The sequence below is a fragment of the Spirosoma aureum genome (assembly GCF_011604685.1).
In the GTDB taxonomy this organism is placed as follows: Bacteria; Bacteroidota; Bacteroidia; order Cytophagales; family Spirosomataceae; genus Spirosoma; species Spirosoma aureum.
On record NZ_CP050063.1, the window covers coordinates 8,686,278 to 8,703,490 of the forward strand.

A 17,213-nucleotide genomic window follows, 5' to 3' on the forward strand; every position below is an offset into this window, starting at 1 on the left:
GAGACCTTTGGAGGAGTTATTGAGCAAGTGGCCTAAAAACAACCGCTCAGTAATGATTACCAGAAAAAAATTATACTATTTGATACGCGCAAAATGCAGTTTTTCGTCGTCTCTAACCGATTGTTACAACAGAACAATGGAGATAAAATGCAGCAAAAGAGATCACACAGATTTAAACGCTTTGCATCGTACTTAACTTCCGGTAGAATCCTTCGTCGAGTGTCAGTAATTCGTCATGGCGACCACGCTCAACAATACGTCCCTGATTGACGACCAGAATCTCATCGGCGTGTTGAATCGTACTGAGTCGGTGCGCAATCACGAGTGTGGTCCGATTGGCCATCAGGCGGGTCAGGGCTTCCTGAACGAGTTTTTCCGATTCCGTATCGAGAGCCGATGTCGCTTCGTCGAGAATCAGAATTGGTGGATTTTTCAGAATGGCACGGGCGATACTAATGCGTTGCCGCTGTCCACCCGACAGTTTCCCTCCGCGGTCACCGATAATAGTCTGGTAACCATTCGTCTGAGCCATAATGAAATCATGCGCATTGGCGATCCGGGCAGCTTCCATTATTTCGTCTTCAGTGGCCGCACTACCGAATGCAATATTATTGAAAATCGTATCGTTGAACAGAATACTTTCCTGGGTTACTATGCCCATCTGTGTCCGCAACGACTCCATGGTGCAATCGCGCAGGTCCACGCCATCGATCAGAATCTGACCTGCCGTTGGATCATAGAATCGAGGAATTAAATCAGCAATGGTCGACTTCCCGCCCCCTGACGATCCAACAAGCGCAATCGTCTTTCCCTTCGAAAGATCAAAACTTATGTCCCGCAGAACCGGCGTATCAGCGTTATAGGCAAACGACACATTCCTGACCGAAATTTCTTTCTGAAAGTTGTTCAGAGTTACCGCACCCGGCTTATCCCGAACAGTTGGCTGCGTATCAATCAACTCCAGAACGCGTTCGCCCGAAGCCAGCCCTCGCTGCGAGCCGCTAAACGCATTGGAGATGTCTTTAGCCGGACGTGTCACCTGCGAGAAAATGGCAATGTAGGAGATAAATTCAGCAGCGGTTAAATCCGATTGGCCATTAAGTACCAATGATCCGCCATAGAGCAAAATTCCAGCAACGACGGCAACGCCCATCACTTCCGAAAACGGCGATGCCAATTCGCGCCGATTGGCCAGCGACCGAACAGCCTGTCGGTACCCTTCGTTTTCCTGCCGAAACTTATCCAGAATGAACCCTTCAGCCACGAACCCTTTAACAACCCGCATTCCGCCGAAGGTTTCGTCCAGTAAGCTCACCAGACTACTTAATCGCTGTTGGCCTTCCTGCGCATCACGTTTCATCCGACGAACAAGCGTAGCAATAAAACCGCCGGAAATTGGAATCACGATGATAGCAAACAGAGTCAGTTTGACCGAAATGCTCAACAGGGCAATGATGTATCCGATCAGCAAAAACACTTCTTTCGAAGCCGCCGAGAGTGTGTTGGCAATGGAGTTTTCGACCTCCTGTACATCGGTCGTTATGCGGGAAATAAGATTTCCTTTGCGCTCATTGGAGAAAAACCCAAGTTGTAAGCGGAGTGTCTGCCCAAATACAGCTTCCCGAAGTTTAGCCACCATCCGTACCTTAAAGGACTCAAGCTGCCGTACCGACAAATATTTGAACAGGTTATTGAACAATACAGACAGAACAATAACGACACAAACGAACCGAAGCGTACCGACCTGGCCGTATGTATAAAAAGCCTGCGCAAAATAGTAATTAAAGACACGGGCTGGCGAGGTAACCACTGAAATCAGCGAGGGCGCTGGCTGGCTCAATAGTTGCTGCATCTGTTTGGTATCGACCTGGTTGAACAGGGTACTCAGCAACGGAATGAGGAGGGCAAAATTCAAAACACCAAACACACTGGACATCAGCGACGTCAGCACAAATGGCGTCAGGAAGCGACCCAGCGGCCTGGCAAACGAGAGTAAGCGAAGATATGTTTTCATTGGTTATGCAAAGGTAATCTATCTCCAGCTATCAACCCTTCATACAACTTCCAGTACTCTGCGGCCACGGCTGGCCAGCTAAATCCGGCGGCCCGTTTGCGTAATCGCTCCTGCCGAAGCTCATTCTGCCCAAAATCATGCAATCCATCATGGATGAGTTTAGCCATATTTTCCGGTTCGAAGTTTTCAAAGTAATAGGCTTCTTTGCCCCCAACTTCGGGTAAGCTCGTCAGATTGGAAATGAATACGGGTTTCCCAAACGTCATGGCTTCGGCAACGGGCAAGCCAAACCCTTCCGACAACGACGGAAACAAAAACGCTTCACAGTGTTCATAGAGCCATAATTTGGTCGCTTCATCCACTGGGCCGGGCATCAGCAGGCGGTCGGAAAGACCCAGTTTTTGAGCCTGTTCGCGAATGTGTTCCGCGTAAGGATGCCGGTCGGGCCCAGCCAACACGAGTCGATAATCGGGAAAAGCTTCGAGTAACGGTAGCAGCGTATGAACGTTTTTTTTCGGATGAATAACACCCACGAATAGAAAAAAGGGCGAATCGGTAAAGGAGCGAATGGCTAAATCGGATGGTAGTTCAGTTGGTGTTTTAGCAGGATCGACAGCAACACCAGTATAGACGACTTTAAGTGGCAATGTTTCCGGAATCCGCAAATGCTCCCGCACGACCGAGGCTGTGTAGGCCGATCCAGCCGTTAACAACGCTGCCCGGTTTATTTTACGCTGAAGACGAGCCAGTTTACGCGCTTTTTTATCGACGGAATAATCAGCCCGCTCCAGAAAATTAAGGTCATAAATTGTCAGAATCAGCTTTGACCGCAATGGCAAATACATCGAATCCTGGTGCAGACAGTGCCAGACATCATAGTTTCCGGAAATCCATAGCTTCTGCCGCCAGGATGCTTCGATATAATTTACCGCATTTCCGAAAACACCACTTTGGCCTTTCGGTACCAGAAACGTTATGTTCCATGAGTCGGGGCGCTGGCGAACAAGTTCATGGCCAAGATGCAGACATACCTGCCCAAGGCCGCTATTCAGGTCGCGCAGACGCTCGGCATCGATAAAAATAGAAGGCATAAAGACATTTTAACGGCAAAGTTACACTTCCCCCGTTAAACGTTCTCCCCGAATGTAATGCCTTTCTTTACTATTGATAGGCAACTCTTCCAGAAATCTTGCCTTCACTAACATACGAATATCATTCCTGGCAGTTTGATTTGAAACCCCTAATCGTGTCTCTACTTCCTTGATAGACAATATACTGTTAGGATCTTGCCTTAGCCATTCAACAATCTGGGCTTGACGGGGCGATAACTTTTCCTGGCGTTGCAGAATGAGTAATTGACGTTTTTCCTGATTTTTTCGATCAATGTATTTCTTCAGTTCATCATACGCCCGACTAAGCGTTTTTACCTGGTAGAGTACAAAGTAAGTAAGGTCGTTTTCATCAGCTTCAGTATACTGAAACGCCCGGTAATACTGCGCTCTTGACTGCATGATGACTCTGGAAATAGATAAGTATTCGGTTAGCCAGTAGCCCTTGCGTAACAGATACCAATAAAATAAGGCTCTGGCCGTTCGACCATTGCCATCAGTAAACGGATGAAAATAGCCAATCAAGAAATGGATAATACTCGCTTTAACTACTGGGTGTACAAAAAAATCAGGTGTTTCATCGTTGAAAAACCGACATAGATCATCAATAAATGTTGGCAGTGATGAATGAGAGGGAGGAGTATGAATAATATCTCCATTAATAGCATCGACCACATAAATAGTATCGTGTGATCGAATTCGACCTGATTCTTCCGGATTGTCTAGTGTATCAGCCGTCATTAGCCGATGTAATTCCATTAAATTGTTACTGGTTAAAGAATCTTTTCTTATGTCAATAATGTGTTGAATGGTTAAATAATTATTGACAATCATTCGCTCCGACATATTTTTTGGCGGGCGCTTTTTGCGAAGCATTTCTTTAGCTACTATCCGTGATGTTATAGCCCCTTCGATCTGGCTGGATGCAATCGATTCCTCCATGATTGATCCAATCAGATAATGGTGTTTATCCACTTCACTAGCAGCCTTTGTTTGTTTACCAGATGCGCCCGCCAGATGAAGGTCAAACTCGTGTAATTGCTTTTCCAGCGAATCTGTCTTTGTAAAATAGAATCCTTCGTGGCCAACTTCGAAATAACGCCTATTATGGAAACGATCTTCCTTAACAATAGACCAAAGATCTATTGGTGTCAAGACATCTTTATATTCAACCGGAACCTTATATTTTACATCGCTCCAATACAGATAGTCATCGTTAATTTTTCGAATAATACCCTTCTGATACAGCGCTGCATGAGCATCTAGACGCCCTTTTTTAATAAAGTCCTGAAAGTATTCTATATATGATTTATAGGTTGGCGTCGGTTCTATTTTTCCCATTATTTCAAAAATTTGGAAATATTGTGAAATAATGGGCAATCTACTACATGTATAGTAATCGAGCAATATTCAATCGATCAACGATTAACTCATCTTTGTTCAGGACTATCTTTGCACCATGACTTTACAGAATGACTTGCTACTCCGTACTGCTCGGGGTGAATTGACGGAACGAGTTCCGGTCTGGATGATGCGGCAGGCAGGCCGTGTACTGCCTCAATACCGGGCTGTTCGGGAGCAGGCCGGGAGTTTTATTACGTTGGCGAAAACCCCCGAACTGGCCGCAGAAGTGACGATTCAGCCGGTCGATGCATTCGACGTAGATGCTGCCATTATTTTCTCCGATATTCTGGTCGTGCCCGAAGCGATGGGACTTCCGTATGAGATGATCGAAAGTCGGGGGCCAGTGTTTCCATCAACTGTCCGCACGATGACCGACTTGAGCCGTCTGCGGGTTGCCGATGCCGAAAGTGATCTGGGTTACGTATTGGATGCCATCAAGTTGACAAAAAAAGAGCTGAATGGGCGTGTTCCGCTGATCGGTTTTGCAGGTGCGCCCTTCACCATTTTTTGCTACATGACCGAAGGAAAAGGCTCCAAAACGTTTTCGGTTGCCAAGAAACTTCTCTATACCGATCCCGACTTCGCCCACGCACTCCTTCAGCAAATTACCGACAGTACGATTGGTTATTTGCAGGCTCAGATTCGGGCAGGAGCCGATTTGGTTCAGATTTTTGACTCCTGGGCGGGCATTCTGTCGCCAGAACAATACCGTACCTTCTCTCTGCCTTACATCAAACAGATTTGCGATCTGATAACGGATGTCCCAATAACAGTCTTCGCCAAGGGAGCCTTTTTTGCCCGGCATGATATTGGGCAGTTGAGTTGCGACGTGGTCGGCCTGGACTGGAACATGGACCCACATGAATCGCGTCAGTTAATTCCGGACCGTGTCCTTCAGGGTAACCTCGACCCCTGTGTGCTTTACGCCGATTTTGCCCAGATTCGGGCTGAAGTGAAGCAAATGTTCAATTCGTTTGGGCATCAGCATTACATTGCCAACCTGGGGCACGGCATTTACCCCGACACCGACCCCGACAAAGCGCGGTGCTTTGTTGATGCAGTGAAAGAAATGTAACCTGGCAAAACGCCGGTTAAGGTGTAGACAATGAGTTGCTCTACAGCTTAACCGGCGACTTCTTGGACAACTTACATTCAGGCCTTTCGCTTCGAGCCTTGCCACCGCAACTGCGGACGGTGGTTATCACAAGTAGGATCCCGTGGCACGGCTCGAAGCGAAAGCCTTTACATTATAAGCTCTCTTTTGCTTCTTCTTTCAATTGGGCCTTATCAATCGGTACAACACCTACTGATTCACAAACCAGTCCACCGCCCAGATTCGACAATCCGGCAATAATACTGGCCGATTGCTTCAAAGCCACACAGCAGGCGGCAATACTGATGACCGTATCGCCCGCTCCCGACACGTCGGCAATCTTACGAATGTGCGCTGGCAACTGGCGTTTTTCGCCGTTGAAATCAATAAATACACCTCGCTCAGAAAGCGTAATTAAGGCTCCCTTTACATTAAGTCTGTCTTTTAATTCTTCGACAGCCGCCTGAAACTCTTCGGCATTATCTACATCGAATTCAAGTTTCAATCCTTCGCGTAGTTCTTTCAGGTTGGGCTTAAACAGGGTCGTGTTTTGGTAGGACAGGAAGTTTCGCTTTTTCGGATCAACCACCGTGGGCACTCCCTGCTCATTGGCAAAGTCAGTGATTTCAGCGATGGCTTCTTTACTCAATACCCCTTTATCGTAATCCTCAAAAATAATAACATGACAGGTTGGGATCAGCTCTTTAGCCTTGGCGATCAACTGATTCCGTTCCTCGCTGGTGATGTATCTATCGGTCTCTGTATCGACCCGCACGACCTGTTGAGAGCTGGCAATAATACGCTCTTTAATCGTTGTAATTCGGTCGTTACTACGGATGAGTCCATCGCAGTTAAGCTTTCGTTCATTGAGTTGCCCAATCAGTCGGTCACCGGGTTCGTCGGTTCCAATGACCGAACAGATGATCGCTTCGGCGCCTAATGCCTGTACGTTCAGTAACACATTACCGGCTCCCCCGAGCCGAAGTTCGCGCCGGTCGACGGTTACAACAGGCACAGGCGCTTCGGGCGAAATGCGCTCAACATGCCCCCACACATAAGAATCGAGCATTACATCGCCTATAATCAGGACGCGCAGTTTATCGAATTGGTCGAACAGTTCGTCAATGGTCATATCCAGGACCGGACTCATAGGCGCAAATCATCTTGTTTCAGGATACAAAGAAACGAAAAGCAGCAGTGATTTTCGAACGGAGTCTGGTAGATTGAGGAAGCGGAGCCTCGCTGCTGCATCTTTCAATAAAACTTGCCTCCCAAAACGCGCTTTGCCTGAACGATACGAAAAAAGTATATTGAGCTTTTATTAAAGAGACGTTTTCACAAAAAACACAGTTTATACCACTGACTTACCTGGCTTTCCCGTTCCACTGTCGGCTCATTGCTATGCAACGTACCTCACTAAAAATAGAACCAGACTCAATGCCATTCCTCACTGTCAAATGCTTCCTGAGGATTATTTTAGCAGGATATTAGAAATAATCCAGACAAGAACCTTTAAGAAATAAACTCATTGGCAATCTTTGTTGTGCGAGAGTTGGATAGGCGATTGTTCACCAACTACAAAACAAATTAGATAAGCCCTCTCAATCACATACCTTATGTATTTCCTTGGCTTCGACCTGGGCAGTTCGTCCGTTAAAGCGTGTTTAGTTAATGCCGAAAGCGGTACTGCCGTTGCTTCTGCTTTTTTTCCTGAAACCGAAATGGCAATCGAAGCTCCTCAGCCGGGTTTCGCCGAACAACAACCCGAAAACTGGTGGAAAAACGCCTGTCTGGCCAGTAAAGCTGTTCTGAAAAAAGCCAATGTTCAACCCGGCGACGTAAAAGCCATCGGTATTTCTTACCAGATGCACGGACTGGTTGTTGTCGACAAAGACTTTACGGTTCTACGCCCATCCATCATCTGGTGCGACAGCCGGGCGGTTCCTTTTGGCAATCGTGCGTTCGATGATCTTGGCCATGATCGTACCCTTCAACATCTACTCAATTCACCCGGCAACTTCACGGCGGCCAAGCTCGCCTGGGTGAAAGCTCATGAACCCGATGTATACGCTCAGATGCATAAATTTATGCTTCCTGGCGATTATCTGGCGGCCCGTATGACTGGTGATATTGTAACAACGGCTTCGGGCCTGTCGGAAGGCGTGTTCTGGGATTTTCAGGACGATCAGCCAGCCAAATTCTTACTCGATTATTTTGGCTTCGATTCAGGTCTAATTCCAACGATCAAACCAACCTTTGCTCCGCAGGGTGAGTTAAGTGCGTCGGCAGCAGCCGAGCTTGGTCTCTCTGCCGGAACGCCCATTACCTATCGCGCTGGCGATCAACCCAACAATGCCTTCTCGCTGAACGTATTGGAGCCAGGTCAGATTGCGGCCACTGCCGGGACCTCAGGTGTCGTTTATGGCGTCAGCGACCAGATTAGCTACGATTCAAAATCGCGGGTCAACACCTTTTTGCACGTCAGCCACACGGCCCAGACACCCCGTTATGGTGTGTTGATGTGCGTTAACGGAACTGGCATTCTCAACAGTTGGCTACGCAACCAGGTATTACGTCGCAGCATTGGTTACGATGAGATGAATGTTCTGGCTCATGAAGCCCCCATCGGCGCTGACGGGTTACTATGCCTGCCTTTTGGCAATGGAGCCGAACGTATTCTTGAAAACGCCGATTTAGGCGCTTCATTTCATGGTCTGCAATTAACCCGGCATGGTTTACCGCATTTCATCCGTGCCGCTCAGGAAGGGATAGTATTTGCGTTATATTATGGCATCCAGATCATGGAGAGCGTTGGTGTGGGTTTGCAAACGATCAGAGCGGGTGAGGCCAATATGTTCCTGAGTCCTCTTTTCCGCGACACACTCGCCAACCTGACCGGTGCGTCTATCGAACTTTACAACACCGATGGCGCACAAGGCGCAGCCCGCGGAGCCGGTATAGGATTGGGTTATTATAAAAATGCCACTGAAGCCTTTGCCGGTTTGCACGTTGTCCGCACCATCGAGCCAGACATGCGGGCGCAGGAAGCCTACCGCGATACGTATGAACGATGGCTGGAGGTATTACATCAAAATGATTAATAGTTGTTTTTCACCGTAACATAAAAATACTATTTATGAAATTGTCGGCTTTCTTTGTCTTGCTTATTGCTGTTGTGTCAAGCTGTACTCCTAAGATCCAAGTTGTTACGCTACGGGGCTCAAATGTCCAACCCGACAAGGAAGGTTTAGTGCTGGACAATGACACGCTGACACTGCGTTATAGTTTTTCGAGCGAACGTGGGCAAATGAATATTTCACTGGTCAATAAATTAAATCAACCTTTATACGTTGACTGGAAACGCTCATCATTTATCATTGGGCAGGAAAAACTGGATTATTGGCACGATGTCGCCAGTATTGATTTGACAGAGTCTACTTATGGTTCTCGATATAGCCGTTATTCCATCTCTTCCATTCAGGGCACAGTCTCCAAAGAGGAACAAATTACGTTTATCCCTCCTCAAACGAAGGTCAGTAAACAGCAATTTGTCGTATACCCAAACGGAATATTAAGCCTGCCCGGAACACCGGAACTTATAGAAGAAAAACCGACGTGGAATCCTGGTCGTAAAAAACCAGTCGTTATAAGCAACTATAAGTACCCTGCGCCCCAATCTCCGCTCACGTTTCGGAATTATCTAACGCTTTCTACCGATAAAGACTTTAAAAGTGAGTTTCACATCGATACAAAGTTTTGGGCTTCAGATGTGCAAATACTCCCCCGCGATCAGGTATTTTCTCAGTTCAATGGTACATATACCTTGCCCGTATCCTTCAAAAAACCAGACGGATTTTATATAAACCTGCCTACTGAGTAGTCATCATTCCCGAACATCGTCATGCACCCCACCTTTGCTAAACTCAACTATAAATCCCAGCCCGAAATTACGGTCATCAACGCTCCTGAAGAGTTTGCGGCCGTTGTTGATACGATGCGGCCATTCGGCGCTATCATTACGAATCCGGAGGAAATTCGGGAGGGTGGTTTCCTCATTGCCTTTGTAAAAACGCAGCAGGAAGTTGATCAAATCAGCGAACTGGTAGCGCAAAAAATTCAGGGCGATGGCCTGCTATGGTTCGCTTACCCGAAAGGCTCATCGAAAAAGTATACATGTGACTTCAATCGGGACACCGGTTGGACCACACTGGGTAAACTCGGTTTTGAAAGTGTTCGGATGATCGCGATTGACAATGACTGGAGTGCATTACGTTTCCGCCGGGTTGAGTATATCAAAAAAATGACACGTCAGCCCAGCCGTGCCATGACCGACGCCGGAAAGAGCAAAACCTCTGACGAATAAAGCACATTAGTCGAGTATTAATTTCTACCAATATCTGGATTTAGCGCGTAAATAAGAAACCTGAAAGTCCAGTCTTCCTATAGTTGCTATAGTCCCAAGAGCTACTGACCTTTGGGACTTTATTTGTTTCAAAACCCTATAAGTATGTCTGGTACAAAATTAACCCTTGGCGAAAAAACGTATTTCCCATTTCTGGAAAAACCAGTCCAGTACGAAGGTCGCGAATCCGACAACCCACTAGCCTTCAAATTTTACGACGCTAACCGGCCCATCCTCGGAACACCCATGAAGGATTTGTTCCGATTTGCTACCGCCTACTGGCATACCTTCTGCGGAACTGGCGCTGATCCGTTTGGCCCCGGCGTTAAACACTTTCCCTGGGACCAGAACGCGGATCGACTCGCAGCTGCCCACGACAAAATGGATGCAGCCTTTGAGTTTATCACCAAAATCGGCATGGAATACTACTGTTTCCACGATGTCGATGTGGCTCCCGAAGGCAACTCCAATGCTGATTTCGAGAAGAACTTCCGTGCCATTGTCGATTATGCCAAACAGAAACAAGCCGCGAGTGGCGTTAAACTGCTCTGGGGTACTGCCAATCTGTTCTCTCATGAACGCTACATGAATGGTGCTTCGACCAATCCAGACTTTCATGTACTGGCGCACGGAGGCTGGCAGGTGAAGAACGCTATCGACGCAACGATTGAGCTGGGTGGCCGGGGTTACACGTTCTGGGGTGGTCGTGAAGGCTACATGTCTCTGCTCAATACCAATATGAAACGGGAGCAGGAGCACCTGGGCAAATTCCTGCAAATCAGCCGCGACTATGCCCGTAAGCAGGGCTTCAAAGGTGCTTTTTACATCGAGCCTAAACCGATGGAGCCCACGAAACACCAATATGACTTTGATGCAGCCACGGTCGTAGGCTTTTTGAACCGTTTTGGCCTGCAGGATGATTTTGAGTTGAACATCGAGACAAACCATGCCACCTTAGCCAGCCATACCTTCGCACACGAGTTGCAGGTAGCCGCTGACAACAACATGCTCGGATCGATTGACGCTAACCGGGGTGACTACCAGAATGGCTGGGATACCGATCAGTTTCCGGTGGATGTGTATGAATTGACCGAAGCCATGCTGGTGATTCTGGAAGCAGGTGGTTTAAAATCAGGTGGCGTAAATTTTGACGCCAAGACCCGCCGAAATTCGACGGATCTGGAGGATATTTTTATTGCTCACATTGGCGGTATGGACACGTTTGCGCGTGCAGCAATTGCCGCCGAAGCCATTCTGGGCAAGTCAAAATACAAGCAGTTGCGGGCCGATCGGTATGCAAGCTACGACAGCGGGGAGGGTGCTCGTTTTGAAAAGGGCGAGCTAACTCTGGACGACCTGCGGGCGTATGCCCTGGCCAATGGCGAGCCTAAACAGCTCAGCGGCAAGCAGGAGCTATACGAAATGATTCTTAATCAGTATATTTAACCAGGTTTTGGAATAAGCTGTGCCACGGTTCCAAACCGTGGCACAGCTTATTCCAAAATGATGACTCTATCTTTCGTCCTATGAAAATTGTACTGCTACTTCTGATAACCCTTGCTTTTTGTCCGGCCATCGCCCAAACATCCAGTACTGATGAAGCGGCTGTTCGGGCTTCTGTCAATCAATTGTTTGAGGGTATGAAAAAAGCCGACTCGACAATGATAAAGCTCATCTTTACACCGGGTGCCCGCTTACAAACGGTTGTCAATAAGCAGGGCGAAGTATCCGTACAGGACGACGCTATTGGTAAATTTATATCATCGGTCGGGAAGGCAAAACCCGGCGCTCTGGATGAGCGGCTATCCGGCATGGATATCAAAATTGATGGTGAGCTGGCCACCGCCTGGACGCCCTACTCGTTTTACTACAATGGGCAGCAAAGTCACTGCGGAGTCAATGCGTTTACACTGGTAAAAATGGCAGGCATCTGGAAAATTCAGAACATTATCGACACCCGAAGAAAGCAGGGCTGTCCGTAGACCGATTCATAGCGAGCCTACATCTGCCAGTTGGGCTTTCGTTTTTCCAGAAAAGCAGCCATTCCTTCTCTGGCATCGGGAGTCTGCTGAAGCTGCTGAAATTGCTCGTACAGATAGGCCTGCTGTTCATTCGACGGCAGGTTTTTTAGTTGCTGATAAGCTCGCAGGCCAAACTGCATAGCCGTTGGAGAGAACTGCTTCAGCTCATGGGTCAATTCTTTAGTTGCAGCGTCCAATCCAGGGAATGGCACTAGATGAGTTACCAGACCCAACGCCTGCGCATCCGAAGCCGACAGTATTCGGGCCCGTAAACACAAATCGATAGCCGTTCGGGCAGGCATAATCTCAAGCAGAACAGCCAGTACCTGAAACGGGAATAATCCGCGCTTAACTTCCGGCAAACTAAACGTAGCCGATTCAGCCGCAATCGCATATGTACTGCCGCCAACGAGCAAAAAACCACCCGCATAAACAGGTCCCTGTATGCAGGCAATGCATGGCTTGTGCAGGTCGGCCAGTAGCTCTCCTAACCGAATCGGCTCCGACGGTTCAGGCACAGTAGCCTGTTCCACCTCTCCCACCGATAACGCTTTCAGATCCATACCGGCGCAAAACGTGTCGCCTGCAGCCGCCAGAACAACTAGCCAAACGGCTGTATTATGATGGGCATGGGTAAGCGCAAAAGCCAGTTCGTTCAGCATAGCCGGGTTCAGGGCATTCTTCTTTTCTGGCCGGTTAAGCGTTATCGTCAGCACATGGTCATCGAGCGATGTCAGTAGATAACGAAAGCCGTTGACAGGTAGTTGAGCGGTTTGATCGACGGTGTAAAACATGGGCGAAAAGTAGTGAATTACCGTTTACGATTTTATGCCTGTTACTTAGCCATTGAAATGGGAGTCTTGCCCGGAGTTTATCTACTGCAAGCCGACGTTGATAGGCAATCGATGATCCAAAAGATCCTGAAAAATAGCTAGACTAATTGTTTCCAGGTACCTTTTACCCAGTTGTATTTGAGTGTGCTGGGCAAAGCCTTCCACCAGTATTTATTCATCTCAACGGCAAATGACGGCTGCATATAGCAGTTAATCACACAACCCTCACAGTCAGGTAATCGGCCTTCCAGCGCTACTAACTTCTGAACTTCGTCGGAACGGTACAGGTCATGCAAACGACCATCAATGGCGAAGTCTTTCAGACCTAAGTGATAACAGGGCAGCACTAATTTATTTTCAGGAGAAATAACGATCGTTGTGCTGGCCGCTTTACAGATAGGGGCCTCAATATGGTTGCCCCCATCGAGTCGAAGCTGGATAAACGCTTCATTGAGGTAAACGTTTTTCTGTTTGCCCCACCACGATAACTCGCTCAGCGCCTGATCAGACAAACGGGAACCGGTTTCAACCGCATTATAGTCAAAAACAGGATTCAGGATTAGCACCAGATCGTTTGGCAGGCAAATTTCCTCGTGCATCTGCCTGATTTGCTGAATGTTCCGATCAAATACGGTGAATAGAATATCAGGACGTTCACCCAGTTGACGAGCCAGGACAATCGACTCCATCACCTTGTCGAAACACCGCACTCCCCGCGACTGATCGTGCTCTTCAGCCACGGGCGAATCGAGCGAGAAATGGAGCATGTCGACCAATCCCCGCAACCGATCGGCGTATTTTGGATACAGAAGGGCGTTGGTCGTTACAGTTGTGATGAAACCAAGCCGCTTCGCTTCCTGGAGTAGTTCGGGTAACTGGCGGTGAAGCAAAGGTTCGCCACCTGTAAAATCAACTACCCGGACGCCCAGTTTCTTCAGATCACGCAGATTGTCACGCACGTTATCCAGCGTAACGTAAGGTGAAGGCCGCTCCCATATATCACAAAAACTACACGTGGCGTTACAGCGGTACGTCACATAGTAATTACATAAAACCGGATGGGAGACAAGGCGCATAAGCAGAGAGCGAGGAACATGGGGCACGGGGCGGAATAACTCGTTCTGCCCCGAGCTCCTCGCTCCACGCTATTGAAGCATTCTGAACAGGTTCGTCAATTTATCTTTCAAATCTTTCCGATCAACGATAAAATCGAGAAAGCCATGATCCAGAACAAACTCAGCGCTTTGGAAACCTTTGGGCAGATCTTTACCGATGGTTTCGCGAATAACACGCGGCCCGGCAAAACCAATTAACGCTTCTGGCTCGGCAATATTAAAATCGCCAAGCATCGCATAGGACGCAGTAACACCACCTGTTGTAGGATCTGTCAGTAGCGACACGTAAGGTATTTTAGCTTCCGATAACAGGGCTAGTTTAGCGGACGTCTTGGCCATTTGCATGAGCGAAAAACCAGCTTCCATCATCCTCGCACCACCCGATCGGGATATCATCAGGAAAGGCGTCTTATTTTTAATGGCATAATCGATGGCGCGGGCAATTTTTTCGCCAACGACCGATCCCATCGAACCGCCAATAAAGTTAAAATCCATGACCGCCATCGTTACCGTACTACCATTCATTGGGCCATAGGCCGTCCGAACAGCATCTTTCAGCCCCGTTTTGGCGATCGTTGACTTTACCCGATCCGGATAGGCTTTTGTGTCGACAAATTTCAGTGGATCAGCAGACGTCATATTCGCATCGAGTTCGGTGAATTCGTTATCATCGAACAGGATAGAAAAATAGGCCTCTGAGCCAATTTTTTCGTGATAATTACAATGAACACAGGTGTATGCATTGAGCTTATGCTCACGGGTATGCATTGCTTTTTTGCAGTTTGGGCATTGATACCACAGACCGTCGGGAGCCTCCCGTTTCATTTCGGTCGGGGTTTGAATACCCTTATCTTTTCGGACGAACCAAGACATAGTCTAAGTTTACAGTTGATAGCCTGCTGTCAGACAGGCCGGTTTTTAGTTGACAGTGCCAATATGGGGCGTAAAGATACGAAGACCATTGACCAATCTCCCATCTATAAGGTCAGATAATACTTTCGTCGGGCTGGCTCAAATTTTTCGATGGCATAGCGTAGTGCCGTACGAGGCATTTGATGAACATGATCGTGCAAAAATTCCTCCAGTGCATCTACATTACGCTTACCAACTTCACGTAGCATCCAGCCCACTGCTTTGTGAATCAGATCGTGTTTATGGGCCAATAAAGCCTCCGAAATAGCAAATGTGTCGGCAAACTGACCCGCCCGAATGAAAGCCATTGTCGAAACAATAGCAATCCGCTGACTCCACAAATGATCTTCCTGAGCCAGTTCATACAAGACAGACCGATCATTCTGGAGCAAGGGCCGACCAACAAGATGCGGGCAAGTGACATCAACCAGATCCCAGTTGTTGATGTAACGTCGATTCGCCACATATCGATCCATCAGGACTTCCTGTTCTATCGAACTTGTTTTTCTGGCCTGATAGACCCAGATCAAGAGCCCGGTCATCCGCATTTCGTGAAATGGTTCACGGAGTAATTGTTCGACATCATCCATTGGAAGACGCAGGTATTGTTTGGCTATACTGTGTTGCTGCGGCATAGAAAGCCCCAGAAATTGATCGCCCTCTCCATATTGACCGGGCTTGGTTTTAAAAAACCACGCCAAAGTTTTTGCCCGTTCGGGGTCAGCATGGGCCAGTAAGTTAGTTTTTACGTCCGTATAGGTCACAGGCTCTTGCCTTTCGCTGTTTTGGTTAATTATTGCAAAGAAAAAGGGCTTTCCTGATGGAAGCCCTTTTTTGTATAAAGATAAGATTGCTTAATCATTCAACTTCGAGCGCACGAATTCATTTTCGGGCAACATCGGTGTTGAGTAAAGCACGGTTTTGTTCCGTTCGAACGCTGGGCGATCAAGATCAGAAGCCGAATACTGCCCTTTAACAAACGCGTCAATTGTGCGTTTAATCAGGTCAGCATCATCATGCCGTTCTTCGTCATCCATAACCAGCGTACCCCCATTGTCATCATGGGTTGGCCGGAAGCCATTTATCGGTTCAGGGCGAACGATAGTTGCCCCATTGAGCCCTGTAGGCGTCAATTGACGTTCATCAACTTTTGTGGTAATCCCTACCGGTTCAGGTGTAGTTTCCTCGGGTTCGCTCTCAACAGGCACTAATTCGTCTGCTGGCAACTCCTGATCCAGAACATCGACAAGTGTTGTGTCAGGCTCCGAAACTTCTTCCACTTCAGGCTGCTGCTCAGCTTCAGGACTCGTTGGTCCTTTAAGCTGCTCCATCAGTGCATTCGTACTATCGAAACCAGCCGCAATAATTGTTACCCGCAAACTATCGCCCAGGTTTTTATCCGTAATAGCGCCAAATTTAAACATTCGGGCTTCGGCCTGAATCTTCTTGGCAACGTGTTCTGAGATAGCCATTTGCTCTTTCAGCTTCATGGCATGTTCCCGGCTCGACGAAATCGTAAGCAGAATACGTTTCGCTCCGCGAATGTCATGGTCATTGAGCAAGGGAGAATTCAAGGCTGCTTCAATAGCATTAAGCGCCCGATCTTCGCCACCCGCTTCGGCAGATCCCATCACTGACTGACCGGCTCCTTCAAGGACTTTCTTAACATCGGCAAAATCCGCGTTGATATCACCTTGTGTTGTGATGATTTCAGCGATACTTTTCACCGCGTTAGCCAATACATCATCAGCATGAGCGTAGGCATCCGTCCAAGTAAGTTCGCTATACAATTCGGCCAGCTTATCGTTCAGAACAACCAGCACGGTGTCACAACTTTTCTTAAGCTTCTCAATACCTTCACGAGCCTGCTCTTTCTTATCTGTGCCTTCGAAGTAGTAGGGGGCGGTTACAACGGCTACCGTTAACAATCCCATTTCGCGGGCCACTTCGGCCACTACGGGAGCGGCACCCGTACCCGTACCACCACCCATACCCGCCGTGATGAACACCATCTTGGTAGGCGGAGCCAGCAGGTTTCGAATTTCTTCGATACTAGCACGAGCAGCATCTTCACCAGCCTTAGCCTCCGTTCCCGCGCCCAGCCCATCGCCCAGTTGTAACTTGGTTGGCACAGGGTTACTCATAAGCGCCTGCCGGTCCGTGTTACAAACAGCAAAGTTTACATCCTTCATTTCCAGGTTGTACATATGCTTGACGGCATTACCTCCCATGCCTCCTACGCCCACAACCTTGATTATTGTTGGATTATCGTCTGGTATTTCGAATCTATAGCCCTGACTAAGCATCTTA

Annotated in this window: 15 protein-coding genes; 6 read left to right on the top strand and 9 right to left on the bottom strand. The window is 47.9% G+C overall.

The features are described from left to right. Positions 1-172: 172 nt before the first annotated feature. The 3 genes from G8759_RS34785 to G8759_RS34795 are packed head-to-tail and all read right to left on the bottom strand — an operon-like array spanning position 173 to position 4,464. Complete coding sequence (locus G8759_RS34785; RefSeq protein WP_167218303.1) at positions 173-2,014, bottom strand: ABC transporter ATP-binding protein; 1,842 nt, start codon at positions 2,012-2,014, stop codon at positions 173-175. After that, positions 2,011-3,105 carry a glycosyltransferase family 4 protein gene (locus G8759_RS34790; protein WP_167218305.1) on the bottom strand — a complete coding sequence of 365 codons (1,095 nt, stop codon included), beginning with the start codon at positions 3,103-3,105 and terminating at the stop codon, positions 2,011-2,013. The genes G8759_RS34785 and G8759_RS34790 overlap by 4 nt, the downstream gene beginning before the upstream one ends. A gap of 21 nt (positions 3,106-3,126) precedes the next feature. Then, on the bottom strand, positions 3,127-4,464 hold the full coding sequence (locus G8759_RS34795) for a Fic family protein (protein WP_232074067.1): 1,338 nt from the start codon (positions 4,462-4,464) through the stop codon (positions 3,127-3,129). 118 nt (positions 4,465-4,582) lie between these two features. Between G8759_RS34795 and hemE the strand changes: the two genes are divergently transcribed. Then, positions 4,583-5,602, top strand: a complete 1,020-nt coding sequence (gene hemE / locus G8759_RS34800; protein WP_167218307.1) for a uroporphyrinogen decarboxylase — start codon at positions 4,583-4,585, stop codon at positions 5,600-5,602. Between the two features lie 172 nt (positions 5,603-5,774). Here the strand turns inward: hemE and G8759_RS34805 are convergent, their stop codons facing one another. Further along, positions 5,775-6,770 (bottom strand): bifunctional heptose 7-phosphate kinase/heptose 1-phosphate adenyltransferase, encoded by a 996-nt coding sequence (locus G8759_RS34805; protein WP_167218309.1) that lies wholly within the window; start codon positions 6,768-6,770, stop codon positions 5,775-5,777. A gap of 466 nt (positions 6,771-7,236) precedes the next feature. Between G8759_RS34805 and G8759_RS34810 the strand changes: the two genes are divergently transcribed. The 5 genes from G8759_RS34810 (at position 7,237) to G8759_RS34830 (ending at position 12,004) form a co-directional block, all read left to right on the top strand. Beyond that, the gene (locus tag G8759_RS34810) at positions 7,237-8,721 is read left to right on the top strand and encodes a xylulokinase (protein ID WP_167218311.1); all 1,485 of its coding nucleotides are present in this window, start codon (positions 7,237-7,239) and stop codon (positions 8,719-8,721) included. A 35-nt stretch (positions 8,722-8,756) separates the two neighbouring features. Further along, positions 8,757-9,500 (top strand): hypothetical protein, encoded by a 744-nt coding sequence (locus G8759_RS34815; protein WP_167218313.1) that lies wholly within the window; start codon positions 8,757-8,759, stop codon positions 9,498-9,500. Positions 9,501-9,521: 21 nt separating this feature from the next. Then, entirely contained in the window at positions 9,522-9,983 is a 462-nt protein-coding gene (locus tag G8759_RS34820; protein WP_167218315.1) for a hypothetical protein, read from the top strand. A gap of 144 nt (positions 9,984-10,127) precedes the next feature. Next, positions 10,128-11,468, top strand: a complete 1,341-nt coding sequence (gene xylA / locus G8759_RS34825) for a xylose isomerase (RefSeq protein ID WP_167218317.1) — start codon at positions 10,128-10,130, stop codon at positions 11,466-11,468. A gap of 80 nt (positions 11,469-11,548) precedes the next feature. Further along, on the top strand, positions 11,549-12,004 hold the full coding sequence (locus G8759_RS34830) for a nuclear transport factor 2 family protein (protein WP_162388735.1): 456 nt from the start codon (positions 11,549-11,551) through the stop codon (positions 12,002-12,004). 17 nt (positions 12,005-12,021) lie between these two features. Here G8759_RS34830 and G8759_RS34835 read toward each other — a convergent pair whose 3' ends face one another. The 5 genes from G8759_RS34835 to ftsZ all read right to left on the bottom strand — a co-directional run bounded on the left by G8759_RS34835 (position 12,022) and on the right by ftsZ (position 17,209). Beyond that, a complete protein-coding gene (locus tag G8759_RS34835; protein WP_167218319.1) occupies positions 12,022-12,837 on the bottom strand; it encodes an enoyl-CoA hydratase/isomerase family protein in 816 nt (271 codons plus the stop codon). A gap of 137 nt (positions 12,838-12,974) precedes the next feature. Next, complete coding sequence (locus tag G8759_RS34840) at positions 12,975-13,952, bottom strand: radical SAM protein (protein ID WP_167218321.1); 978 nt, start codon at positions 13,950-13,952, stop codon at positions 12,975-12,977. Positions 13,953-14,021: 69 nt separating this feature from the next. Then, complete coding sequence (accD, locus tag G8759_RS34845; RefSeq protein ID WP_167218323.1) at positions 14,022-14,864, bottom strand: acetyl-CoA carboxylase, carboxyltransferase subunit beta; 843 nt, start codon at positions 14,862-14,864, stop codon at positions 14,022-14,024. Positions 14,865-14,968: 104 nt separating this feature from the next. Then, complete coding sequence (locus tag G8759_RS34850) at positions 14,969-15,667, bottom strand: DNA alkylation repair protein (RefSeq protein ID WP_167218325.1); 699 nt, start codon at positions 15,665-15,667, stop codon at positions 14,969-14,971. Positions 15,668-15,757: 90 nt separating this feature from the next. After that, positions 15,758-17,209, bottom strand: coding sequence for a cell division protein FtsZ (ftsZ, locus tag G8759_RS34855; protein WP_167218327.1), 1,452 nt, complete (start codon positions 17,207-17,209; stop codon positions 15,758-15,760). Positions 17,210-17,213: the final 4 nt, after the last annotated feature.

Bases quoted from the DNA above. Each gene is read 5' to 3' on its own strand.
- G8759_RS34790 (WP_167218305.1), bottom strand. From the start codon at position 3,105: ATGCCTTCTATTTTTATCGATGCCGAGCGTCTGCGCGACCTGAATAGC.
- G8759_RS34840 (WP_167218321.1), bottom strand. From the start codon at position 13,952: ATGCGCCTTGTCTCCCATCCGGTTTTATGTAATTACTATGTGACGTAC.
- accD (WP_167218323.1), bottom strand. From the start codon at position 14,864: ATGTCTTGGTTCGTCCGAAAAGATAAGGGTATTCAAACCCCGACCGAA.
- ftsZ (WP_167218327.1), bottom strand. From the start codon at position 17,209: ATGCTTAGTCAGGGCTATAGATTCGAAATACCAGACGATAATCCAACA.
- G8759_RS34795 (WP_232074067.1), bottom strand. From the start codon at position 4,464: ATGGGAAAAATAGAACCGACGCCAACCTATAAATCATATATAGAATAC.
- hemE (WP_167218307.1), top strand. From the start codon at position 4,583: ATGACTTTACAGAATGACTTGCTACTCCGTACTGCTCGGGGTGAATTG.
- G8759_RS34820 (WP_167218315.1), top strand. From the start codon at position 9,522: ATGCACCCCACCTTTGCTAAACTCAACTATAAATCCCAGCCCGAAATT.
- G8759_RS34815 (WP_167218313.1), top strand. From the start codon at position 8,757: ATGAAATTGTCGGCTTTCTTTGTCTTGCTTATTGCTGTTGTGTCAAGC.
- G8759_RS34810 (WP_167218311.1), top strand. From the start codon at position 7,237: ATGTATTTCCTTGGCTTCGACCTGGGCAGTTCGTCCGTTAAAGCGTGT.
- G8759_RS34835 (WP_167218319.1), bottom strand. From the start codon at position 12,837: ATGTTTTACACCGTCGATCAAACCGCTCAACTACCTGTCAACGGCTTT.
- G8759_RS34785 (WP_167218303.1), bottom strand. From the start codon at position 2,014: ATGAAAACATATCTTCGCTTACTCTCGTTTGCCAGGCCGCTGGGTCGC.
- xylA (WP_167218317.1), top strand. From the start codon at position 10,128: ATGTCTGGTACAAAATTAACCCTTGGCGAAAAAACGTATTTCCCATTT.
- G8759_RS34830 (WP_162388735.1), top strand. From the start codon at position 11,549: ATGAAAATTGTACTGCTACTTCTGATAACCCTTGCTTTTTGTCCGGCC.
- G8759_RS34805 (WP_167218309.1), bottom strand. From the start codon at position 6,770: ATGAGTCCGGTCCTGGATATGACCATTGACGAACTGTTCGACCAATTC.